Annotated in this window: 19 protein-coding genes; 12 read left to right on the top strand and 7 right to left on the bottom strand. The window is 69.8% G+C overall.

The features are described from left to right. Nucleotides 1-12: 12 nt before the first annotated feature. Nucleotides 13-891 carry a nucleotidyltransferase family protein gene (locus MHY20_RS05995; protein ID WP_239375613.1) on the bottom strand — a complete coding sequence of 293 codons (879 nt, stop codon included), beginning with the start codon at nucleotides 889-891 and terminating at the stop codon, nucleotides 13-15. Nucleotides 892-935: 44 nt separating this feature from the next. On the opposite strand from MHY20_RS05995, the gene manA reads away from it, so the two are divergent. From manA to MHY20_RS05980, 3 genes are read left to right on the top strand one after another with little or no spacing between them, the layout of a single operon-like run. Continuing rightward, the gene (gene manA, locus MHY20_RS05990; protein WP_239375612.1) at nucleotides 936-2,138 is read left to right on the top strand and encodes a mannose-6-phosphate isomerase, class I; all 1,203 of its coding nucleotides are present in this window, start codon (nucleotides 936-938) and stop codon (nucleotides 2,136-2,138) included. After that, nucleotides 2,138-2,470, top strand: a complete 333-nt coding sequence (locus MHY20_RS05985) for a hypothetical protein (RefSeq protein WP_239375611.1) — start codon at nucleotides 2,138-2,140, stop codon at nucleotides 2,468-2,470. The genes manA and MHY20_RS05985 overlap by 1 nt, the downstream gene beginning before the upstream one ends. After that, nucleotides 2,467-3,723 carry a hypothetical protein gene (locus MHY20_RS05980; RefSeq protein ID WP_239375610.1) on the top strand — a complete coding sequence of 419 codons (1,257 nt, stop codon included), beginning with the start codon at nucleotides 2,467-2,469 and terminating at the stop codon, nucleotides 3,721-3,723. Before MHY20_RS05985 ends, MHY20_RS05980 begins: the two co-directional genes overlap by 4 nt. A gap of 6 nt (nucleotides 3,724-3,729) precedes the next feature. Here MHY20_RS05980 and MHY20_RS05975 read toward each other — a convergent pair whose 3' ends face one another. Then, nucleotides 3,730-4,845: a thioredoxin family protein gene (locus tag MHY20_RS05975; RefSeq protein WP_239375609.1), complete on the bottom strand. Its 1,116-nt coding sequence runs from the start codon at nucleotides 4,843-4,845 to the stop codon at nucleotides 3,730-3,732. Between the two features lie 11 nt (nucleotides 4,846-4,856). After that, entirely contained in the window at nucleotides 4,857-5,363 is a 507-nt protein-coding gene (locus MHY20_RS05970) for a hypothetical protein (RefSeq protein WP_343217734.1), read from the bottom strand. 129 nt (nucleotides 5,364-5,492) lie between these two features. Between MHY20_RS05970 and MHY20_RS05965 the strand changes: the two genes are divergently transcribed. Further along, nucleotides 5,493-6,914, top strand: coding sequence for an aldehyde dehydrogenase family protein (locus MHY20_RS05965; RefSeq protein ID WP_239375607.1), 1,422 nt, complete (start codon nucleotides 5,493-5,495; stop codon nucleotides 6,912-6,914). On the opposite strand, the gene MHY20_RS05960 is transcribed toward MHY20_RS05965, so the two are convergent. After that, complete coding sequence (locus MHY20_RS05960; protein ID WP_239375606.1) at nucleotides 6,911-8,443, bottom strand: DHA2 family efflux MFS transporter permease subunit; 1,533 nt, start codon at nucleotides 8,441-8,443, stop codon at nucleotides 6,911-6,913. The genes MHY20_RS05965 and MHY20_RS05960 overlap by 4 nt on opposite strands. Before the next feature lie 277 nt (nucleotides 8,444-8,720). On the opposite strand from MHY20_RS05960, the gene MHY20_RS11740 reads away from it, so the two are divergent. After that, on the top strand, nucleotides 8,721-10,544 hold the full coding sequence (locus MHY20_RS11740) for an HNH endonuclease signature motif containing protein (protein ID WP_239375605.1): 1,824 nt from the start codon (nucleotides 8,721-8,723) through the stop codon (nucleotides 10,542-10,544). 18 nt (nucleotides 10,545-10,562) lie between these two features. Here the strand turns inward: MHY20_RS11740 and MHY20_RS05950 are convergent, their stop codons facing one another. Continuing rightward, entirely contained in the window at nucleotides 10,563-11,972 is a 1,410-nt protein-coding gene (locus MHY20_RS05950; RefSeq protein ID WP_239375604.1) for an MATE family efflux transporter, read from the bottom strand. Between the two features lie 143 nt (nucleotides 11,973-12,115). On the opposite strand from MHY20_RS05950, the gene MHY20_RS05945 reads away from it, so the two are divergent. The 5 genes from MHY20_RS05945 to MHY20_RS05925 are packed head-to-tail and all read left to right on the top strand — an operon-like array spanning nucleotide 12,116 to nucleotide 19,487. Then, on the top strand, nucleotides 12,116-15,421 hold the full coding sequence (locus MHY20_RS05945) for an efflux RND transporter permease subunit (protein ID WP_239375603.1): 3,306 nt from the start codon (nucleotides 12,116-12,118) through the stop codon (nucleotides 15,419-15,421). A 29-nt stretch (nucleotides 15,422-15,450) separates the two neighbouring features. Then, on the top strand, nucleotides 15,451-16,500 hold the full coding sequence (locus MHY20_RS05940) for a glycosyltransferase family 1 protein (protein WP_239375601.1): 1,050 nt from the start codon (nucleotides 15,451-15,453) through the stop codon (nucleotides 16,498-16,500). Between the two features lie 6 nt (nucleotides 16,501-16,506). Further along, nucleotides 16,507-17,334 (top strand): glycosyltransferase family A protein, encoded by an 828-nt coding sequence (locus MHY20_RS05935; protein ID WP_183376775.1) that lies wholly within the window; start codon nucleotides 16,507-16,509, stop codon nucleotides 17,332-17,334. Next, complete coding sequence (locus MHY20_RS05930) at nucleotides 17,334-17,627, top strand: DapH/DapD/GlmU-related protein (protein WP_311199359.1); 294 nt, start codon at nucleotides 17,334-17,336, stop codon at nucleotides 17,625-17,627. Before MHY20_RS05935 ends, MHY20_RS05930 begins: the two co-directional genes overlap by 1 nt. A gap of 60 nt (nucleotides 17,628-17,687) precedes the next feature. Further along, entirely contained in the window at nucleotides 17,688-19,487 is a 1,800-nt protein-coding gene (locus tag MHY20_RS05925; protein ID WP_239375599.1) for an ABC transporter ATP-binding protein, read from the top strand. Nucleotides 19,488-19,547: 60 nt separating this feature from the next. On the opposite strand, the gene MHY20_RS05920 is transcribed toward MHY20_RS05925, so the two are convergent. Beyond that, nucleotides 19,548-19,841 carry a hypothetical protein gene (locus MHY20_RS05920; protein WP_183376778.1) on the bottom strand — a complete coding sequence of 98 codons (294 nt, stop codon included), beginning with the start codon at nucleotides 19,839-19,841 and terminating at the stop codon, nucleotides 19,548-19,550. On the opposite strand from MHY20_RS05920, the gene MHY20_RS05915 reads away from it, so the two are divergent. Together MHY20_RS05915 and MHY20_RS05910 are read left to right on the top strand one after the other, a co-directional pair. Continuing rightward, entirely contained in the window at nucleotides 19,828-19,983 is a 156-nt protein-coding gene (locus tag MHY20_RS05915) for a hypothetical protein (RefSeq protein WP_239375597.1), read from the top strand. The genes MHY20_RS05920 and MHY20_RS05915 overlap by 14 nt on opposite strands. A gap of 45 nt (nucleotides 19,984-20,028) precedes the next feature. Beyond that, a complete protein-coding gene (locus tag MHY20_RS05910; RefSeq protein WP_239375596.1) occupies nucleotides 20,029-22,272 on the top strand; it encodes a glycosyltransferase in 2,244 nt (747 codons plus the stop codon). Between the two features lie 23 nt (nucleotides 22,273-22,295). Here MHY20_RS05910 and MHY20_RS05905 read toward each other — a convergent pair whose 3' ends face one another. After that, the gene (locus tag MHY20_RS05905; RefSeq protein WP_239375594.1) at nucleotides 22,296-22,928 is read right to left on the bottom strand and encodes a CueP family metal-binding protein; all 633 of its coding nucleotides are present in this window, start codon (nucleotides 22,926-22,928) and stop codon (nucleotides 22,296-22,298) included. Between the last annotated feature and the right edge of the window lie 33 nt (nucleotides 22,929-22,961).

The raw sequence follows: 22,961 nt of genomic DNA, 5'->3' as shown, positions 1-22,961 counted from the left end.
TGCAGCGCGCGCTCAGGACCGGCGCCGCACCATCTGCAGCAGGCGCCGCCCACCGCGCCGCAGACGATCCAGCCATTCCTGCCGCACCTCACGGTCGCTCGGCTGATGCCCCAGGCGCAGAGCGAGATGGTCACGATTGATATGAGCCGCGCTCCACGCCACCGCCAGCTTTCCGCGCACACCGCGCGCGTCCTGAAGCCGCGCCGACCACACCTCCGTGGGGTTCGCGCCGGAGATCACCGCATCCCACAGGTGGAAGTCCTGCATGCTGCGGGCGCGCTCGCGCCGCACCCCGTCGCCCTCATCGGTGAGGACCAGCAGCGCCGCCAGGCCCTGCAGCTCACCGGCGCGCGCCTCCAGCGCCGCCCGCTCCTGCGCGGTCGCGGAGGTCCACGTGCGGTCGAAGTCGTGCTCGGCCTTCGGGCCGTCGGAGCGCGCCGCATGCATCAGCAGCAGCAGGGCCTGGTCGCTGCGGCTCGGCACCTGCACGGTGCGGCCGCCCAGGTCCATGCCGTCGCGCTGGGCCCACAGGGCCGTGAACACGTCGGCCGCCTCGGCGGCGAGACCGGGGTAGGAGCGGTGCAGATCGGTGGTGCCCCACACCGGGTGGTACAGCGTTGCCGCGTGTCCGAACACGGAGCCCTGCTCGAAGCTGGTGCGCATCTCCCACCCGGTCGCCTTCATGGCGGCGAGGTACGCCGCCACATGCGCGGGCCGAACCAGGACGTCGCAGTCCGAGGAGACGCCGCGGCCCTCCGCCAGCTCCGGGTGGATGGCGCTGCCCTTGATGTGCAGGACGTCCGCGCCGCAGCCGTCGGCGAGGTCCTGCAGCAGCGCGTGCGTGATGCGCAGGCGCGGCTCCACCGGTGCGTTGGTCGACAGCTCCTCCATGCCGCCCATGCTACTGCCCGCCCGACCACCGAGGATGGTGACCGATGCTGAGGATCGACGGCTTCGTCCAGCATTACGCCTGGGGATCCACCGATGTTCTGCCCCAGTTCCTGTCCCGCCCCGCCGACGGGCAGCCGTGGGCGGAGATCTGGTTCGGCGCGCACCCGCTCGCCCCCTCCACCATCGCCGACGGCGCCCGCGGCCTGGACGCGGTCATCGCCGCCGCCCCGCGCCGCATGCTCGGCGACTCCGTGATGCGCGCCTTCGGGCCCGCTCTGCCGTTCCTGCTGAAGCTGATCGCCCCTGCGCAGCCGCTGTCCCTGCAGGTGCACCCGTCGAAGGAGCACGCGCAGGAGTCGTTCGCGGCGGAGAACGCCGCCGGCATCCCCCTCGACTCCCACGGCCGCAACTACCGCGATGCCAACCACAAGCCGGAAATGCTGATGGCGCTCACCCCGTTCGAGGCCCTCTGCGGATTCCGCACCCCCCGCAAAGCCCTCTCCATCGTGCGGGGGCTGGACACGCCCCTGTCGGAGCAGCTGACGCAGCTGATCACGGAGCACCCGTCGGCCCACGGGATGCGCGCCGCCTTCCGCCGCCTGGTCACGCCGGCGCTGTCCCCGTCGGCCGAGGAGGTGGGGGCGCTCGCGGAGGCCTGCCGACGGAGGCTGGACAGCGGAGAGTCGCCGTCCCCGCGCATCGACGCGACTGTGGCGACCCTGCAGTCCGTGCACCCGGGGGACCCGGGGGTGGCGGCGGCGCTGCTGATGAACCCGGTGTCGCTGCAGCCGGGGGAGGCGATGTTCGTGCCCGACGGCATCATCCACTCCTACCAGTCCGGTCTCGGCATCGAGATCATGGCCTCCAGCGACAATGTTCTGCGCGCCGGCCTCACCTCGAAGAAGGTGGATGCGAACGAACTGCTGCAGTGCGCGTCGGTGGCGGCGGCGCCGCCGATCCGCATCGGCCCGGAGAAGCTGACGGAGAACACCGCTGCGTACTTCTCCCCGATCGACGACTTCGAACTGTCCATCACCACGCTGCCGGACGGCGCCAGCTTCTACCCGTCGATCCGGGTGCCGGGGCAGGGGCCGCGGATCCTGCTGTGCATCGACGGGGACGTGCTGCTGCAGTCCGCCTCGGGCCGTGCGCGGGTCCGCCCCGGCGATGCCGTGTTCGTCAGCGCTGATGACGGCGCGGTTGCTGTCGGCGGCCATGGTCGGATCGTGCAGGCGAGCGTGCCGTGATGAACGACCGTGCAGTGATGGGCGATCCCGCCGGAACGGGCGGGGGAGCGGACCGGGGAGTCCGCTACCGTGCCCGGCCGTTCGGCTTCGACATCGACCCCGGTGGGGAGGACGCCTGGGTGGGGATCTTCCCCTCCGGCCCCTACATCCATGTCAACGCGACGGCTCTGCTGATGCTGCTGACGTTGGAGGAGGCGGGGGAGGCCCTCACGGCCGACGAGGTCGCTGACCGGATGCGCCGCGACATGCCCGATATGCCGGCCCATGCCGCCGAGCAGCTGCGCACTGTGCTGGAGGAGTTCGCCGCCGACGGGCTGGTGGACACCGCATGAGCACGACCCCCGCGCCGCTGCACCTGGAGGTCGCGGACCTGCCGGTGGTGCTGCGCTTCGCGCCCGCCGCCGAGCCCGACCGCGGCACCGCCGCGATCGCCGCGCAGCTCGCCGAGCTGTGGGAGCCGCTGGTCACACGCTCGCCGCGAGATCCCGCACCCGCCGGCATCACCCTGCGGGTCGGCATCACCGGCGAAACCGGCGACGACGCCGACGGCGCGGACACGATCCAGCTGCCGCCGGAGCACGCCGACTCGTCCTACATCGTCTCCGGCCGAGTCACCCAGGCCCTCATCGAACACTTCATCGGCGAGCGGCTGCTCCTGCACGCCGGCGCGGTCGACCTGCCGGGCGTGGGCATCGTGATGGTCACCGGCGCCTCCGGCGCGGGTAAGTCCACCGCCACCACGGTCCTCGCCGCCAGCGGCGGCTACATCACCGACGAGCTCACCATCCTTGACCCGCGCTCCCTGCAGATCGACGCCTACCCGAAGCCCCTCTCTCACGTGTACACGATCGACGGGGCCAGAATCGGCAAGCGCGACTTCACCATGGCGGAGGTCGGCATCGACCGGGTGCTGACCGGCCGCGTCGGCGCGCCGTCCGTGTTCCTCCTGGTGAACCGGGATCAGGACGCCGACGGCGTCACGTTCGAGACGATGCGCCTGGTGGAGTCGGTTGCGGAGATCAGCGGCCAGTCCTCCTCCATCTGGTTGATCCCGAACCCGCTCGGCACCCTGGTGCGCCTGCTGCAGCAGACCGGCGGCCTGCTGCGCGCCACCTACGCCGAGTCTGCGGACCTGCCGGCCGCGCTGGCGGAGCATCTGCGCGCCGCCGATGACGCACCGGCAGACGCCCCGACCGGGGCGTCATTCGAGTGCGACATCGTGGACCCGCCGGCGCATCTGCGGCCGGCCGAGGCACCGGACCCGTCGGTCCTTGGGAGCGACTGCGCTACGGGAACCGCCGGGGCTCCGCTGCGCTTGCTGCCCTTCCACCAGGCGGTGTGGACAGCCGACGGCTGCGTGGTCCTCACCGGCGGCGACGCCTCCACGGCCGTGGTGCTGGAGGGCCTCAGTGCGCTCCTGTGGAGCCTGCTGCTGGAGGCCGACGAGGACGCCGACGCCCCCGCTGATCTCACCGAGGCGGACCTGCTGGCGCTGCTGCGCGTCGAGATCGGCGACCACCCGGACTCCGAGACGGTCCTCACCGAGGTGCTCGCGCTGCTGCGCAGCCACGCGCTGCTGGTGTGAGCGGAACTACTCGGCGCTTGCCGGATCTGCCGCGGAGGCGGCCGTGGCCTGCTCCTCCTCCAGTTGCGCGCGGATGTCCTGCACGAACTCGATGACGGTGTCCGACCCGGCGACAGGCCCGCCGGCGAGGTAGTCGTCCGCGCCGAGCAGCACCGCGGAGGGGCGGCCCATGAGGTCCATCATCTGGCCGATCTCGTTGTCCGGGTCGTACGCGTCGAGTCCGTCGAGGTGCTGCGCGGTCCCCTCATCCATCCCGCCGGGATCCGTCGGCAGCACCGCCAGCACCCGAACCAGCGGATGCAGCTGCTCGGACCACTCCCGGATCATCGGCATCAGTCGCACGCACGGCCCGCAACCCGGGTTGAGGAAGATCAGCAGCAGCGCCTGCGTCTGCGTCAGGGTCCGCAGCGGAGGCCGCGTCCCGTCCGGCATCGTCAAGGCGACGTACGGAGTGGGGAGGCGCACGTAGTCGCCGAGCTCGGCATCCGGGTCGTCACCGCTGTGCGCGCCAGGCGCAGCAGCCCCCGTCGGCCCGCCGTTCGCGCTCGGCCCCGTCGGCGCCTCACCGGCGAGGCGGTTGCTCGACCCGGCGATCAGCACCGCCACCGCGGCCGACGCGCCCACGACCGCGGCCAGCACGATCGCCGCCGACGGAGCCACCGCCGCGAGCAGGCCCGGCGCGGCACCCAGCCATGCCGCACCACCGGCCACCACGGCGATCGCCGACAGCAGCACATTGCGCACCAGCGTCCCGCTCGTCACCTCCGGGGAGCCGAGCGTGCCGAAGCAGGAGCAGGAGACGGCATCGCCGCGCCGCAGCGCCCCCGCGATCACCGCGGTGAACGCCAGCATCAGCACCAGCGCCAGCCCTGCGCCCGCGATCGCGACCCACCGCACCGGCACCCACAGCGCCGCCGCGGCCACCAGCTCCAGCACCGGCACTGCCACCGCGATCGCCGGGTGCAGGGGCCGCGCCGGGATCCGCAGGGAGATCAGCGCCGAACGCGTCCCCGGCAGGTCCAGCAGCTTCGCCGCGCCGGACAGGGCGAACACGAAGCTCAGCAGCATGCCGAACCCGGCGGCGCTCGCCATCGCGGCGCTCGCGACGGCAGTGCCCGTCATCGCGGCGCTCGTCATGCGCGGCGGCCCGCGCGGATCAGCGCGTCAGCGAGCGCGGTGGCGGCGGCGTCGATCTCGTCGGCCACGCGGGAGAACACCCCCGGATCCTTCCGGTACGGGTCCTCCACCTCCATGACCTCGGCGTTGCCGCGCCGCGCCACGGTCTGCACCGCGCTCGCCGGGTCGGGCCCGTCGAGCTCGTCCGCGATCGAGGGCGCCGCGCCCATCAGCACGGTCTTCTTCGCGGCCCGCGGCCACTCTTCGGTGATGAAGCGGCGCTGGCGGCGCGACATCACGAGGATGAGGTCCGCGTCCTGCACATCGAACGCGTCGATCTGGTGGGCGCGGAACCCGTCGGCCCGCATCCCCCTCTTCTCGAGTTCGACCACCATCGCCGGCTCCACCGGGTGCCCCTCCAGAGCGCCGATGCCGGCGGAGGACACGTCGATGCCGGTGCCGGCGAGGCGTTCGCGCAGAACGATCTCGCCGAACGGTGATCGGCAGATGTTTCCGGTGCACACAACCAGGATTCGGCGGACTCCCGTAGCCTGGGTCACAGGAGCGCCGGCTGAGGATTCGGCCATGCGCCCAGCCTATTGCACCCGCGTCGCGCCCGCCCCCGCACCCGCTCACGAGGAAGTGAGGAACACGTGACCTCCCACGCCGACATCGACCGCGCCCTCGCCGCCCTCCGCGACGGCTTCGCCAGCGGCATCACCCGGCCCGTCGACGCCCGCCTCGCGCAGCTCGCCCGCCTCCAGCGCGGCATCGAACGCGACGGCGATCTCCTCGCCGACGCCCTCGCAGCCGACCTCGGCAAACCCCGCGCCGAATCCCTCATCACCGAACTCGGCACCCTCACCCAGGAGCTCTCCCACATCCGCCACAACCTGGCGTCCTGGCTGCAGCCCTCCGCGTTCGGCCTCGGCACGCTGCTCATGCCCGCCTCCGGGCACATCCACCGCGAACCCCTCGGCACGGTCCTCGTCATCGCACCGTGGAACTACCCGATGCAGCTCAGCCTCATGCCCGTGATCGGTGCGATCGCCGCCGGCAACACGGTTCTGCTGAAGCCGTCGGAGATCACCCCGCACTGCTCCGCCGCCCTCGCCCGCTTCGTCTCCGAGCACATGGACGAGCGCTGGGTGCGGGTCGTCGAAGGCGGCATCGACGAGACCACCCACATCCTCCGCCAGCGCTTCGACCACATCGTGTTCACCGGCAACGGCACGGTGGGCCGCGTGGTGGCGCGCGCCGCCGCCGAGCACCTCACCCCTACAACGCTCGAACTCGGCGGCAAATCCCCCGTCTATGTGGACCGCGGCATGGACCTGAAGGCGGTCGCGGCCCGCCTGACCTGGGCGAAGTTCACCAACGCCGGGCAGACCTGCGTGGCTCCCGACTACGTGATGGGCGAGAGCGCCGTCGTCACCGACCTCGCCGGCGAGATCCAGCGGCAGATCGCGCACATGTACGGCGAGGACCCGCAGACCAGCGGGCAGTACGGCCGCATCGTCAGTGACAAGCAGTTCGACCGCCTCAGCGGCCTCCTCGATGCCTCCCGCGACCGTGTCGTCCACGGCGGCGGCACCGACCGCGCCGACCGCTTCATCGAACCGACTCTGCTGCGGCTCCCGTCGGCCTCCGAGGGCGCCCTCGAGACCCCCATCATGGGCGAGGAGATCTTCGGGCCGCTGCTGCCGCTGATCCCCGTCACCGGCGTCAGCGAAGCGATCGGCATCGTCACCAGTGGCGACAAGCCCCTCACCGCGATGGTGTTCACCGACGACCCGGAAGTGGAGCGAGCCTTCACCGAGCAGACCTCCAGCGGCTCGCTCGCCGTCAACGTCGCGCTTGCGCACGCGGGCAGTTCGCTGATGCCGTTCGGCGGCGTCGGCGAATCCGGGATGGGCACCTACCACGGCCGCGCCAGCATCGAGGCGCTCACGCACCCGAAACCGGTGGTGAAGAAGCCGCTGAAGCCGGAGACGCTCAGCATGATCTTCCCGCCGTACGGGCGCCGCACCGGCCTGCTCGGCCGGCTGATGGGGGTGCGGCTGCGCCGCCGCTAGTGCGCGTCGGGCTCCTCGGGGGCCGACGGGGCCGGGCCCTGCCCGTCCTCCCCACCGGCCGACGGGTTCGCCGTCAGCATCGACGCCGGGAGCAGCGCCAGCAGCGCCGCGCAGCCGGCGACCAGCAGCGCGAAGCCCACACCTGCGGTCAGTGCCTCAGCGGGCTCGGCGCCGGAGTTCGCCGCGGCCTCGGACCGCAGCGCCATCAGCATCACCATCAGCGCCGTGCCGGCGCCGGCCGCCACCTGCTGCAGCGTGCCGACGGCCGCTGAGCCGTGCGAGTACAGGTGCGGCGGCAGCGTCCCCAGCGCGGTGGTGAACAGCGGCGTGAACAGCAGCGCCAGCCCCAGGCTCATCACGATGTGCGCGGTGAGGACGTAGAGGGGGCCGGTGTCCAGGCTGATCCGCGACAGCGCCAGCAGTGATGCGGCCAGCAGGATCGCGCCGGGGATCACGAGGGGGCGCGGCCCCACCGCGTCGTAGGCGCGGCCCACGGAGCGGGACAGCAGCCCCATCAGCAGACCGCCCGGCAGCAGCATCAGCCCCACCTGGAGGGTTTCGTAGCCGAGGGCACGCTGCAGGAACATCGGCAGCAGGATGATCACGCCGAACATGGCGCCCATCGCGAGGATCATGACGATCAGAGCGAGCCGGAACCGCGAATAGGTGAAGGTGCGCAGGTCCAGCAGCGCCGAGTCGGTGCGCTGGAGGCGCAGCTGACGCCTGATGAACACGGCCAGGGCGAGCACGCCGATCACGAGCGCAATGACCGGGGCGACGGGCAGGGATCCGTCGGCCCGCGGGGCGGCGATGGTGCCGAGCCCGTAGATCAGCCCGCCGAAGCCGAACGCCGAGAGGATCACCGAGACGAGGTCGATGCGGGTGCGGCTGGTTTCGGACACGTTCTCCACCCAGCGGGCGCCGGCGGCGAGCATGAGCGCCGCGATCGGCAGGACCACGAGGAACAGGAACCGCCACGGCGCCACCTGCAGCACGAGGCCCGAGATGGTGGGGCCGATCGCGGGTGCCACGGAGATGACGATGGAGATGTTGCCCATGACAGCGCCGCGGCGGTGCGGGGGCACGAGGTTCAGCACGGTGGTCATCAGCAGCGGCATCATGATCGCGGTGCCGGAGGCCTGCACGATGCGGCCCAGCAGCAGCGGGGTGAAGCCGGGGGAGAGGGCGCTGATGGCGGTGCCGGCGGTGAACAGGCCCATGGCCAGCAGGAACACGGTGCGCGTGGTGAGCCGCTGCAGCAGGAAGCCGGTGGTGGGGATGACGATCGCCATCGTCAGCATGAAGGCGGTCTGGAGCCACTGCGCGGTGGTCTCCACGATCCGCAGGTCGCCCATGATGTTCGGCAGGGCGACGGACAGGATCGTTTCGTTGAGGATGACCGTGAACGCGGCGACGATCAGCAGGGTGATGACGCGGCGGTTGCGGGCGGTGTCGTCGGGCTGCGCGGGCGCGGCTGCGACGGTTTCGGCTGCGGCGGTCTCGGTTTCGGAGGAGGGGGATTCGTGCACGGGGGAACTCTACGGGCCGACGGGGCCGACGTGTAAGTGCGCGGTGACTGCGGGGTGATGAACGTCCCCGCTGGGCGCGCTCTGCGCTCCTGGTCCACGCGCCCTCCCTGCGCCTGTCAGCGGCACGCTTGTGGACAACTGTCCGCACCGAAGATGTGGAAACAAATGTTCTAAGACGACTTGATCGCGAACGGTTGCAGGGGTAAAATCGAACATAGATTCGAAGAAGCGGCCTGATCGACGATGATTCGGCCCGGCACTGCTGATGACCGAGGGGGTGAGCGCAGTGTCGCTGCTGGCTATGCCCGACCCGTCCGACGATGACTCCGAGCACTCGGAAGACCGGACCGTGCACCCGCACCCGCACCCGCACCCGCCGCGGCCGGGCCGGTCAGCGCCCGACAGCACGCCCGAGCCCACGGAGAAGTCAGAACCCAAGTCGGGCAAGCCGCCGACGCCGATCACTCCCCGCCTGCCCATCCGCAGGGACACTCTTGACTCCCGCCTCGAGCAGGCGCGCGGCGGCGAGTTCACGCCCACTCTCGGCCGCCGCTACCGGGAGCTGTGGGATATCCAGGCCGAACGCGCCGCCCTCCAGGTGCGTGAATACCGCGCACTCGCCGGCCTGTGGATGGTGGACCCTGACGCGCGAGGCGCTGCCGTGGGTGATGGCGCAGAAATCGAAGCCGCCCGAGCCGGTGTCGCCATGCGCGACACCGTTCAGCGCGCCGAACGCCGGATCGAGAACGGCCACCGCGCGGTCGTCGGCTTCCCGCAGCTGCTCGACCAATTGGAGATCGGCGCGCTCACCGTGGAGATGTTCGAGTACGTGCTGCGCGTCAGCGACCAGCTCACGATCGAGTCCCTGAACACGGCGGATGAACTGATGCAGGAGTGGGACTTCGGCATGTCCCCGGACTCGTTCCGCCGTGAGGTCCGCCTACTCGTCCGCTACCTCATGTCGCTCGAGGAACAGGCTGCGGAGACAGCTGAAGCGCCGGCGTACAGCGTGCGCGTGGAGGGACCGGACCCGCAGGCGCCCGGGTCGATGTCGATCGTCATGACCGGCGAGATCCCTGAGATGCTCGGATTCTCCAAACGGCTCGACGAGGCCGCCCGCGCCGTCAAGAAAGCCCAGGTCCGGGCGCTGAAGGAGAACCGCGACATCCCCTTCGATCCGGATGGCGAGGTCGCCCGGACCGGCGAGCCGATGACCATGGACGAGATCCGCGGCCGCCTCGCCGCCACCGCCGAGTTCAGCACCGACGGTGTCGACATCAACCGCGACCGCTTCCGCCTGAACATCCTCGTGCCGATGCTGACCCTCGCCGGCCGGAGCCAGCTGCCCGCCACGATCGACGGCATCACTCCCATCCCCGCGGACTACGCACGCGAACTCGCCGCCGGCCACGACACCTGGTACCGGCTGCTCACCGACCCGGCCACCGGTGCCATCGCGCCCGTCGCCCCTACCCGCTATACGCCCAGCGCCGCCATGCTGGAGCACCTGCGCACCCGCAACCCGGTCTGCGCCTTCCCCGGCTGCAGCAAACGCACTCACAAGGTCTCCGAAGCCGACCACATCATCGAGTTTGACCATGAGGACCCGCACCGCGGCGGCCGCACGGAGCTCGACAACCTGCACCTGCTCTGCCGCAGGCACCACCAGCTGAAGACAGCGAAGCACTGCCGCCCGAGCCGGCGCGCAGAAAGTCGCCGGCACCCGTCGGCCGGCAGCGGCATCACCGACTGGGACCTCGGGGGAGGGGTCCGCGTCAGCGTGCCCCAGGACCGGGATCTGCTCACCGCCGCCTTCACCACCACGATGTGGAAGGCGTGGGAAGCGGAGCAGTACCGCACCGGCAAGAAGATCGGGCCCGTCCCGCCGCCTCCGAAGCCGCCCGAATCCAGGACGCCCGAACAGCCCGAACGGCACGCACCGGCCGAGGAGAACAGCGAAGCGGAGCCGACCGAGGAGGCGAAGAAGAACAAACCAGCGAAGCCGAGGGACCCCACGAAGCCGACTGAGGAAGCGACGCCGACGAAACGTGCCCGGCGCACCCCCGTGCCGCCGGAAGAGCTCGGCCCGCCGCCGTTCTGACCAGCGCACCCCCGCGTCTCAGCCCTGCGCGCCCGCGCCCTCCGGCGGGTCGTCCAGGTGCATCCAGTCGTCCGTGCGGGTGCGCCACCACAGCGTCACCGCGCGGGCACCCAGGAACACCACCGTGAACGCCGCCCACAGCAGCGGCAGGCCGATCGGCACCCCCGACACCTCCGCGAACACCCACGAACCCCCGCCGCCGCCGACGGACGCCGCCCACCAGATCGCCGCAGCGAACGGCAGATACGCGCACATCGTGATCACACCGGCCTTCGCCAGGTACTTCGCGTCGCCCGCGCCCATGAACACACCGTCCAGCACGAACACGTACCCCGCCAGCGGCTGCGCCAGAAGGAGCACCACCATCGTCCAGAACAGCACCACCTGCACCTCCGGATCCGGCGTGAACACGCCCGGCACCACGAACACCGCCGCCGCAAGCAGCAGCGACACCACCGCACCGCCCAGCACCGACCAGCGGATCAGCGTCCGCATCACCGTCGTGACCGACGCCCGATCCCGCGCCCCCAAATACTTGCCCGTCAGCGCCTGCGCAGCAATCGCCAGCGAATCCAGAGCCAACGACGTCAGCATGAACACCGTGTTCATCAGCTGGTGCGCCGCTAGTTGCACATCACCGAGCTTCAGCGCAGCCGCCGTGGTCGCGAGCACCACGATCCGCAGCGTCAGCGTCCGGATGAACAGCCACCGGGCCGACGACCACACCGACCGCACCCCACCCAGATGCGGCCGCAGCGGGGACGCATGGCGCCGGGCGCCGCGCACCACGATTACGATGTACGCCGCGGCCATCAGCCACTGGCACACCACCGTGCCGACCGCGGACCCCGCGATGCCGAGATCCAAAGCGAAGATCAGCACCCAGTTCAGCGGAATGTTGGCCACCGCGCCCGCCACGGCGATGATCAGCGTGATCGTCGTGTTCTGCAGGCCGCGCACCAGCCCGCTCGCCGCCTGGATCATCAGCATCGCCGGCAGCCCGAACGCCGAGATCCGCAGATACGTGGTCGCCTCCCGCATGACTGCGTCCGACGGCCCGAACAGGCCCAGCAGCGCCGGGCCGCCCACCACCAGGCCGATGAGGCACACCGCGCCGATCAGAAGCGCCAGCCACGAAGCGTCCACGCCCTTCGCGATGGCGCGGCGCATGTCCCCGGCGCCGACCGCGCGCGCCACATCAGCGGTCGTCGCGTACGCGAGGAAGATCGCGAGGCCCACGATCGTGGTGAGGACAGTGGACGCGAGACCGAGGCCGGCAAGGGACGGCGTGGACACGTACGCCACGAACGCGGAGTCCACGAGCACGAACAGGGGCTCGGCGACGAGGGCGCCGAGAGCGGGCACGGCGAGGCCGAGGATCATGCGGCTGGACGGCGGCGCGGCGACAGGCGCGGGGGAGGCGGGCATGCCGCTCATGGTAACGGCCGACGGGAACCGGGCAGCGAGCCGTTCTGCGCGTGTGGAATTGCGCTCACCGACTTCTGTTCATGGGCCCGGAAGGGCGCCGTGTGCGAGGGTAAGAGCAGAGATCGAGCATTCGGGGAGAACACGTGCATCTTCTGTCCCACATCAGCCTGCGCAACCGTCCGTTCACCGCGCTGGTCGGCGTGGTCGTCACCATTCTCGGCATCCTCGCGATGCTCACGATGCGGCAGGAGCTGATCCCGTCGGTGGAGCTGCCGCAGGTGCAGGTGATCGCGACGGAGCCGGGCGCCACCTCGAAGCAGATGCGGGAGCGGGGCGCGCAGCCGATCGAGCAGTCGGTGCAGGCGCTGGAGAACGTGGAGGGCACGTCGTCCACGTCGCAGTCGTCGCTGACCCGCATCACGATCGACCTCGAGTACGGCACGGACGTGGCGCGGTCCGCGAACCAGGTGGAGGCGAACCTCAACCGGATCAAGGACCAGCTGCCGGAGGGCATGGACACGCAGGTGGTGGCCGGCGGTTCCGGTGACATCCCTGCGGGAATCCTCGCCGTGTCCTCTGAGCTGGACCCGGCGAAGCTGAATGCGCGCCTGTCCTCGCAGGTGATCCCGGAGCTGGAGCGGATCGACGGCGTCGCCTCCGTCGTGGTGGTCGGCGGGCCCGAGCGGATCGTCCGCATCACCCCCGACCAGCCGAAGCTCGACGAACACGGCCTCACCACAGGTGACATCCAGAAGGCCATCGACGACAACGGCCTCTCCATCCCCGGCGGGCAGGTGGCCGACGGGTCCCGCACCCTTGACGTGACGGTCGGCGAGAGCATCGATTCGGTCGACAAGCTCAAGGAGATCCCCGTGACCCCGTCGGCCGGTGGCGGCGCGGCGGGCCCCGACGGCCAGCAGGGCCAGCCCGGCCAGGACGGCCAGATGGGTCAGGACGGCCAGCAGGGTCAGGCGGGTCAGGACCCGCAGGCACCCGCTGAGCCGGTCGCGCTGTCCGAGATCGGGAAGGTCGAGGAGACCACGAAGACCGCCGAGAACATCTCGCGCACCAACGGCCGCGACTCCCTCGTCATGATGGTGATGCCGACCTCCGACGCGAACCTCGTGCAGGTGTCCACCGACGTCAACGCGACGATGGACCGCCTGCGCGGCGACATCGGCGGCGACGCTGAGATCTCCACCGTGTTCGACCAGGCGCCGTTCATTCAGCAGTCCATCGCGTCGCTCGCTGAAGAGGGCCTGCTCGGCCTGGTGTTCGCAATCGCGGTGATCCTGCTGTTCCTGCTGGCGATCCGGCCCACGATCGTCACCGCCATCTCGATCCCGCTGTCGCTGCTGATGGCATTCGTCGGGATGATGGTCTCCGGCTACACGCTCAACATGCTGACGATGGCTGCGCTGACCATCTCCATCGGCCGCGTGGTCGACGACTCCATCGTGGTCATCGAGAACATCACCCGCCACCTCGACGAGGGCCCCGAGAAGCCGACGCCGGCGCAGCGGATGCGCGCCATCGGCGTGGCGGTGCGCGAGGTTGGCGGTGCCATCACCGCATCCACCCTCGCCACCGTGCTGGTGTTCCTCCCCGTCGCCGTGGTCAGCGGCATGGCGGGCGAGCTGTTCCGCCCGTTCGCGCTCACCGTCGCCATCGCGATGCTCGCCTCCCTGTTCGTGTCGCTGACGATCGTGCCGGTGCTGGCGTACTGGTTCCTGCGCCCGTCGCGCCGCGGGCGGAAGAAGGCGGAACGGGCCGCGCAGAGCGCGCAGGCGGCGGAGACGCCGGAGGGGGCGCCGGCCGACGGCACCCGCCGCGACCCGCTGCTGTCCCGCATCTACCGCGCCGTCCTCGTGTGGACGCAGCGGCACACCATCATCACCGTGGTGCTCGCGCTCGCGGTGCTGGTCGGCACCGGCTTCCTGATGCCGCTGATGAAGATCAACCTGCTGTCCGACTCCGGCCAGAACATGGCCTCCTACTCGCAGACCCTGCCCAACGGCACCAGCCTGGAGGCGACCGGCAAGAAGGCCAGCGAGGTGGAGAAGAAGGTGATGGCTGTTGACGGTGTGGAGACCGTGCAGACCACCATCGGCGCCTCCGACTTCGGTATGGGCGGCGCCGCGAACGAAGTGTCCTACTCCATCACCACCGATGTGGACGCCGACCAGGAGGCTCTGCGCAAGGACATTCTGAAGGCGATGCAGTCCGTGCCGGACGCCGGGGAGATCGAAGAGACCGCCATGGGCGGCCCCACCGGCTCCAACGACGTCACCATCGAGATCTCCGCCGCCACCGCGAAGGAGCGTCAGCGGGCGAACGACATCCTCATGAAGGAGCTGACGAAGGGGAAGATGCCGGCCGGCATCGACCGCGTCACCAGTGACCTCGAAGCCGACCAGCCGACCGCCGTGGTCGCGGTGGACCGGAAGAAGGCCGCTGAGGCGGGCATGAGCGACTCCGCGATCGTCGGGATGGTGGCGCAGCAGCTGGTGCCGCAGGGCATCGGCACCCTCTCCACGGCCGACGCGGACCTGGAGATCCAGCTTGCCGACCAGAAGAAGGCGGAGACGCTGGAGGATCTGAAGAAGATCGAGATCGCCGGCAAGCCGATCACCGACTTCGCTGAGATCCGTGAGGAGAACATTCCGCCCACGATCTCCTCGAAGGACAATCAGGACACGGTGACGATCTCCGTGACCCCGTCGGGCGATGACACCCGCGACGCGGTGGCCCGCGCCCAGGCTGCGATCGACGCCACCAAGGACGACCTGCCGGAGACGGCCCGCGCCCAGATCGGCGGCGCCTCCGCCGAGATCGACGACACCTTCACCCAGCTCGGCATCGCGATCCTCGCCGCGATCCTGCTGGTGTACGTGCTGCTGGTGTGGATCTTCAAGTCGCTGATCCAGCCGCTGATCCTGCTGATCTCCATCCCGTTCGCCGCCGTCGGCGCGTTCGGGCTGCTGATCCTCACGCAGGTGCCGTTGGGTCTGCCGTCCATGATCGGCCTGCTGATGCTCGTGGGCATCGTGGTCACCAACGCGATCGTGCTGATCGACCTCGTCAACCAGCGCCGACGCGACGGCATGGGCCTCGAGGAGGCGATCCTTGACGGTGCGCAGAAGCGTCTGCGGCCGATCCTTATGACCGCCGCCGCGACGATCTTCGCGCTCGTGCCGATGGCGTTCGGCATCACTGGCGAAGGCGGCTTCATCTCGCAGCCGCTCGCCGTGGTCGTCATCGGCGGCCTCGTCTCCTCCACGGTCCTCACCCTGGTGATCGTGCCGGTGCTGTACCGCATCACCGAGGGCTTCGGGGAGCGCCGCCGGCTGCGGGAGGCCGACGGGGACGCCACCGCCAGCGGGGTGGACGAGAGCGCACCGGCCGACGGGGCCGCGCACGGCAAACGGGCGCGCCGGATCGAGGACTGAGCGGGCGGTCCGGCGGGTAGGATCGCGGCATGAGAGCTGATGAACAGCAGGTGGATCTGCTCTATCTGCGGACCGGGGGAGTGGGCTGGGGGCCCATTGACCAGCTCGCGGACCTCATCGCCAGGCTCCTCCCAGCGAACTTGACCGTTGTCGCCGACGTCGGCCGCCCTGGACGACTCCGGCAGCTGTCGTGCCTCCTGCCGGCGACTCGAAGGCGGAACGGTCGCCACCTGCTCGTCCTCGCGTCGGTTCCCGGCCAGCTCGTCTACACCAGCAGCCGCGACTTGTGGATCCGTGGCTATGAATCCGTCTCGGCCTGGGTGATCGACAGCTTCTGGACCGACCGGATCTCCCGCTTCGCGCGGCGAACCGGCCGGTTCGACCATGTCTTCATCACCGATCGGGACCTGCTCGGCGAGTGGCAGGATGCCGTTGGCACAGTCACATGGCTCCCCTGGGGTGCCGACTGCCTCGCCGTCCCCACCGCGGATCCGTCGGCTGACCGCCCTGTGGACCTGCTGCGCACGGGGCGCCAGCCTGCCGCCTGGGATGACGATGCCGCCACCGCGGACGCCGCCCGCCGGCAGGGCCTTGTATTCGCCGGGCGGCCTCCCTTCCACGAGGACCCCGCCGCGAACCAACAGGCGCTCACGGATGCGCTGCGCGCAGCCAAGTTCGCCCTCGCCCACACGAACCTCGTCGACGATTCCACGTATACACACCCCACCCGCGAATACATCACCGGTCGGTGGATGGCTGCCCTCGCGGCCGGAACCCCCGTGGTGGGCCGCGCCCCAGCAGCCGCCTCATGGACGCTGTGGGACGACGCGTGCCTCGACGTCGACCCGTTCGACCTCGAGAGCGGCATGGAGCAGATCGCCCAGTACGCCGCCGCGTGGACTCCGCAGAAGGCGGCGGAGACGCAGAGGCAGGCGCGAGCCGCCATCGACTGGAGGTATCGAGTCCGGACGATCGCCGCTGTGATCGGCCTTCCCGAAACAGATGAGCTGCGCTCCGACCTCGCCCGACTCAGTGCTCTCACCCAGCGGGGCATGACCGGAACGGAGACGGATAAGTGAGCACGGTTGACGTCTCTTGCCGACAACGGCAGCACCGATGCCACCGCCGCGGTTGTCCGCTCCCTCAGTGGGGAGTTGCCCGTGCGGTGGGTGGAAGCATCTGGTCCGGCCTCCGCGTCCCACGCGCGGAACGTGGGTGCCAGCGCCGCCGAGGGCAGGATCCTCGCATTCTGCGACGCCGACGATGAGACCAGCCCCGGGTGGGTCGATGCTCACCGTCGCGCCGTCGAGCAATCCGGCGGCGCGATCTCCGGCGGACTTCTCAACCACACCCGACACAACGACGCGGACGTTCTCTTCGCCTACGGCATCGACCCGTCCACTGACCCTCCTTTCGACCCACCCGCAGACGAACCCGTCGTCAGAGAATCGACGAGCGGGTTCGCTGGATACCTGCCCACAGTTGCCGGTGGAAACTTCGCGATGCTCCGGCAGGACTATTTCGCCGTTGGCGGGATGGACCCTTCTTATCCCGGCGGCGCCGAGGAGACCGACTTCGCGTGGCGAGCCCAAGAAGCCGGGCATCGAGTTGTGATGTGCGGCCGGGCGATGGTCGCCTACGACCTGCAGACCACGATGCGGGGCCCGCTCCGGCAACAGCGCATCCAGCAGCGCGCGCGGATCCTGCTGTGGATCCGCCACCGGGACCGCGGAATGAACGGTCCCAGCCTGAAGGCGTCCCTGCCCGCCGTCGCCCACCTTGTGCTGACGGCGCCAGTCCGGCTGCGCACACGAGCCCAGCGGCTCCGGTGGGCCTACCTGCTCAGAGCACACATCGGGGCGCTCGAGGGGATGGTCCAGTACCGCCTGTTTCCTAGAAGGACGACTCTGTGATGCCTCGCTTCCTCCATGTTCTGCGCGACCGCGTCCGGGAGACGCTTGCTCATGTCGCATCCGGCCCCGCTACCCGCCGCGCAGCCGACGGAGCACACCGGCCCATCCATATGGGTGCGGGCACCTGGATCGGCGCCGGCGCGATCATCTTCCCGGGCGTCACCATCGGCCCCGGCAGCATCGTCGGTGCTGGAGCGGTGGTCACGAAGGATGCGCCGGCGAACACGGTGATCGCCGGGGTTCCCGCCCGGCCCATCCGGGAACTGGACAAAGGCGGGTCCACCTCTGCGTAACTGACCACTCTGTTGGTCGAACTGAATCAGCGGCGCCTCAGATTCTGCTAGGTTCGCCGTATGCTGACGACTTTCCGCAGGGCCATGGGGATCCATCGAGCGATCCTCCCCGCCGAGAGCACCCGTTGGCTGTATCTCGCCATGGTCGGCTCCCTCCTCGTCGCCGCGCTCGACATGGTCGGCGTTGCCGCCACCATGCCGCTGATGCTGCTGGCCACCGGAGCACCGCCGGGGACACTCACGAGCGCCGTCCTGGAGCCGTTCGGCGTGACCAGCCTCGGAGGGTCTCTGATCGCCCTCGCGGCGCTGGTCGGCTGCATCTTCATCCTCAAATCCGTGCTCACCATCGCCTTCCGCTATTGGGTGGTCGGCAAGTCGGAGCGCCTCAACGCGCTCGCATCGGCTCGTCTGCTCGAGCAGTACGCGCTGTCCTCCTACTCCGTTCACCGCACACGCGACGCAGCGGACATGCACCGTCAGATCAACACGTCGGTCATGCAGGTGTTCACCGGGGTCATCGCCGCCTTCATCACCTTGGTTGTGGACATCCTCACCCTCCTGCTCACGCTGGTCGTCCTGGTCGTCGTCTCCCCGTGGGCAACCCTTGCCGCCTTCGTCGTGTTCGGCGGAGCTGTCGCAGGCACGCAGATGCTGGTGCGGCGGGAGCAGCGCCGCGCCGGCGAGGTCATCTCCGAGCACGCGAAGGATTCCTGGAGTGCGCTGATCCCCATCGTTGACGGTTTCCGCGAAGTCCGCCTCTCCCGCGCTGAACAGAACTATGTGCAGAGCTTCCGCCGCGCCAAACTCGAGCAGAGCGCCGCGCAGCGCAACCTGTTGGTCCTCACCGAGCTGCCCCGGTACGTCCTCGAAGTCGCCCTGATCGCCGGCATCGGCGTGATCGCAGGGATCCTCACGGTGACGTCCTCCGGCGGCACCATCATCGCGATCCTCGGCGTGTTCACCGCAGCGGCTGCCCGCATGCTGCCCACTCTGCAGCGTCTGGGCACCTCCCTCGGCTCGATTCGGTCCAGCGAAGTCGGCATCGACCAGCTGGAGGGCCTTCTTCCCACCTTCCGGCATGCGGATCTTGTCAGCGTCCCAGACGAAGCGCCTGCTGATGAGCTCGTCGGCGACATCGAACTGCGCGGGGTCGGCTTCCATTACCCCGACACGGAGGAGTTCTCGGTCAAGGACGTCAGCACCACCATCGCCTACGGGTCGTCCGTCGCATTCGTCGGTGCGTCCGGAGCGGGCAAGTCGACCCTGCTGGACATCCTCCTCGGCCTGTTCGACCCCACCGAGGGGGAGGTGCTCGCGAACGGCCACCGGATCCACGCATCCCCCGGCGCCTGGATGCAGTCGGTCGGTGTCGTCAGTCAGGACGTCTACCTCGTCAACGACACGGTCCGCGCCAACATCGCATTCGGGCAGTCGCCGGACAGCGTCGACGACGCGAAGATCCTCGACGCCGTGCACCGCGCCCAACTCGGTTCCCTCCTCGACGACCTGCCCGACGGGCTCGACACCCGGCTCGGTGAACGCGGGGTGCGGATCTCGGGAGGTCAGCGCCAGCGCATCGGGATCGCCCGTGCCCTGTACCGCGATCCGGCGTTCCTCGTCCTGGACGAAGCCACCTCCGCCCTCGACAACATCACCGAGAAGCGCATCACCGAAACCATCGAAGCGCTCTCCGGAGAACTCACCATCATCCTCGTCGCGCATCGTCTCAGTACGATCCGGAACGTCGACTCCGTCGTGTTCATGGACAATGGCCGGCTCGTGGCCGAAGGGCCCTTCGAGCATGTTGCTGAGGTCAACGACCACTTCGCTGAACTCGTTCGGCTCGGGAAGCTCGTCTGACCGAACCCCGCTCCGCCGCCGCAGATCGGAGCAACCATGGGTATTCGCTCAACCGTCGACTCACTGCGCCTCCGAGCCGGTATCGCCAAACGGAACCAGGTGCTGCGCTTCGGCAGCTTGCGCCTCCTTCACCTGGTGGCGCCCGACGCGGTCCGCGGCGGCAACTACCTGTACCTCTGGCTCTGGGCGCACAGCCACCAGAGCCCGCTGCGGACGATCGTCGTGGAACATCGCGACAACAGGGAAGCCTGGCTCGCAGAGTTCCCCCGCCCTGCAGGACCTGACCACTGGTTCGGGAACCGGTGAGGCGAGCGATGCTGAGCGCTGGCCGTTCTGGTCGATGAAGATCGGCATCGACTTCAGCGAACGGGACCTCACCGACTTCAGCCGCCGCCGCCTGCTCACATCACCCCACTTCCAGCGCCGTCTCGCGGCTGCGGACGCAGTGCGCACCGAGGGGGAGGTGCTGGTGAACGTCCGTCGCGGTGACTACTAAACCCCGCAGTTCCGGGGACGCTTCGGCATTGATGTCCGCAGCTACGTGGAGCGGGCACTGGCTCTGCACCGCCAGTACGGCCCCATCAACGGCGTTCGGTTCGTCTCGGATGACGTCGCCTGGTGCCGCGAGCACCTCACCGACCTGGTGCCCGGTGTCCCGGTGGAGTACGGGTCGGCGGGCGAGAGCATGTTCGACGACCTCGCCGCCGTCGCTGCAGCACAGCGCCTCGTGCTCGGGAACTCCACCTTCTCCTACTGGGGCGGGTTCATCGCCTCCACCCTCAACCCTGCCGCTCAGGTCATCGGACCGGCCGAGCACGAGCGCGGCCCCGACGGGAACGCCCCCACCTGGTTCCCCGCGTCGTGGAAGAGTCTGCCCGTCACCTGGCTGGATGACCCCACGTCTCCGACTGCAGTGGGGCACCTGGACCGGACGCCGGAGGTCAGCGTCATCATCCCCTGCTTCAACGCGGCCGCCACCCTGCCGATGCAGCTGGAGGCGCTCTTCACCCAGGAGGACGCGCCGCCGTTCGAGATCATCGTGGTCGACAACCGATCCACCGATGACCTCGGCGCTGTCGTCGCAGCGGCCTCGCCCCCGCCAGGAGTCAGCCTTCACCTCGTCCATGCTGACGCCATCGGCGGCGCCGGCTACGCCCGCAACGTCGGGATGGCTGCTGCTCGGGCTGACCTGCTGATGTTCTGCGACGCCGACGATGTTGTGTCCCGCTGGTGGGTGGCGCACGGGATCCAGGCGTTCCGAGAGGCAGATGTCTGGAGCGGATCCTGCCTCCCGGTGCCCGATGCCGACTTCGGCCGCGGTGTGAATGCGGTGCGGGACATGATCGGCGACTCCCCGGAATGGATCCCGTCCGTCCGGGAACAGGACCACACCTCATTCCCCATCCTGATGGGCGGGGACTTCGGCGCGACCGCTGAGGCGCTGCGCCGCATCGGCGGGTTCGACGTCACTATTCCCGCCGGCGGTGAGGACAACGACTTCGCCATCCGTGCCGTTCGCGCCGGCTACCCGGCCGTCTCCTGCAAGGTCGCCCGGGTCGCCTACCGCCAGCGGCAGAACTCCCGAGACAGGGCGAAGGACGCCGTCCGAGCTGCCCGGACCCACGCACTGCTCGCCAATCGGTTCGGCCTCTGGGACCGGTCGCACTTCCGAAACTGGCCGTCCGCGCTCGCTCGAACCGGTGCGGCAGCAGGTCGCATGGCACTGCGCCCGCGCGCCGAGCAGGACTGGTGGGCGGTGGGGACCCGAGCGGCGGTGGCGGCAGCCGTCGGCCTCGGTCACGTGACCGGCGGGTTCGCCCCCGGTCCGCGGCGCGCCCGTTCCCTCCTCGGAGCCCCGCCGCGGCAGACGACGCCCCTGCCCGGAACCACGGTCATCGTGGTGGCGTACAACCACGAGCAGTTCGTCGAAGAATGCCTCGACAGCATCCTGCATCAGACCCGGCCGGCCGCCCGGGTGCTGATCGCGGATGACTGCTCGCCCGGGGACGACACCCAGGGCAGGATCCGCCGGTACTGCGCAGAGCATCCCGGTTTCGCGGAGTTCCATCCCAACGAGGTGAACATCGGCCTCACCCGGACGCTCAACCGCATGCTGGCGCTGGTGGAGACCGAGTTCGTCACCTACATCGCCGCCGACGATTTCATGCGCACGGACCGCATCGAGAAGCACGAGGACCTGCTGGCGAGCGCGGAGGCGGGTGTGCCGTTGGCTTACAGCGACGCCACTGTCGTGGACGGCGAGGGGAACGTGCTGGGACTGTCGAGCGAGGAGTTCCCGTGGCCCGACGGTGACGGTCGCACAACGGGCGTGCTGGACCAGTTGGTGGCGGCGAACTGGATCCCGGCGGCGTCCATGTTCATGCGCACCGCGGAGCTCCGGCGCTGCGGAGGCTACAACGAGGACCTCTTCTACGAGGACTTCGAACTGCTGATGCGGCTGGCTCGGCACCACAGCTTCGCTGTCACTGCCGAACCGCTGGTGACGGTGCGCCGCTTGGAGACCTCGATCGGTGCCGTCGGCTTCGACCCGAGGAGCGCGCGCTTCATCCGGGCACAGTACGTGAGCCTCGCGCATGCTCTCGGCCGCGACCGGGATCTCGACGCGCGGGTGCTGCGGGTGCTATGGGAGCTGGCGATCCGAGCCAGAGCCACCGGGGTCCCGTGGTGGGAGACCGTTCGGATGACCTGGCGTGCCCGGCGCGGCGCTCCAACAATGAAGGCATGGGGCTATCGGACAGCGCTCGCGCTCATCCCTCGTCGCTGAGGATCAGCCTCCGCAACTGACGATCACCCCTCCAGCTGCGCGGTGGTCACACATGTCGGCGAATCCGGCATCGTCGAGATCGGCAGCTCCGCGGACCTCCCGGACGCCCCATGCTCGATCCGCAGAGTCGCCTTCTGCATCCCGGCGGGCAGCCACAGGCCGAAGAACCCGTTGTCATGCGTGGTGACCTTCTCACCGCTCGGCAGCTCACCGGACGGCGCGGCCCCGTCGGCCGCCTCCACCGTCACCGTCAGCTCCTCGCTCGCCATCTCGCCCCGGCAGGTGGTCAGCGAATGCAGGAAGCAGTCGTGCGTCTGGGCCGCGTACGGCGCCACCGACACGTAGAACATCCCCTCCGGCAGAGGCAGCGCGAGCGTCTCCTCCGTTGCCGCATCCGTCAGCAGCAGCTGATCGTGCTGAACCTGCGCCAGGAAGTCCCGGGAGCGGTCCGACACGGGCGTCGACTCCAGCTCGTCGATGACCTCGCGCGCATCGCGGCCGCGGAACGGGGCGAGCACGGATCCGTCGGCCTCCCCGTCCGCCGGCGCCGACGGATCCGTCGCCATCGGGGTGGCGCTCCGGGAGCATGCGGCGAGCAGGCCGACGGCCGCGACCAGCGGCACGGCCCCCAGAACAGCGCGGCGGGACTCATTCATAGCGTCACCCTAGCAAACCCCGCGCATACCCCA

It is taken from the genome of Helcobacillus sp. ACRRO (assembly GCF_022347125.1).
Classification (GTDB): Bacteria; Actinomycetota; Actinomycetes; order Actinomycetales; family Dermabacteraceae; genus Helcobacillus; species Helcobacillus massiliensis.
Note: the sequence above shows the minus strand (reverse complement) of the source record. Positions and strands in the feature narration are given on the sequence as shown.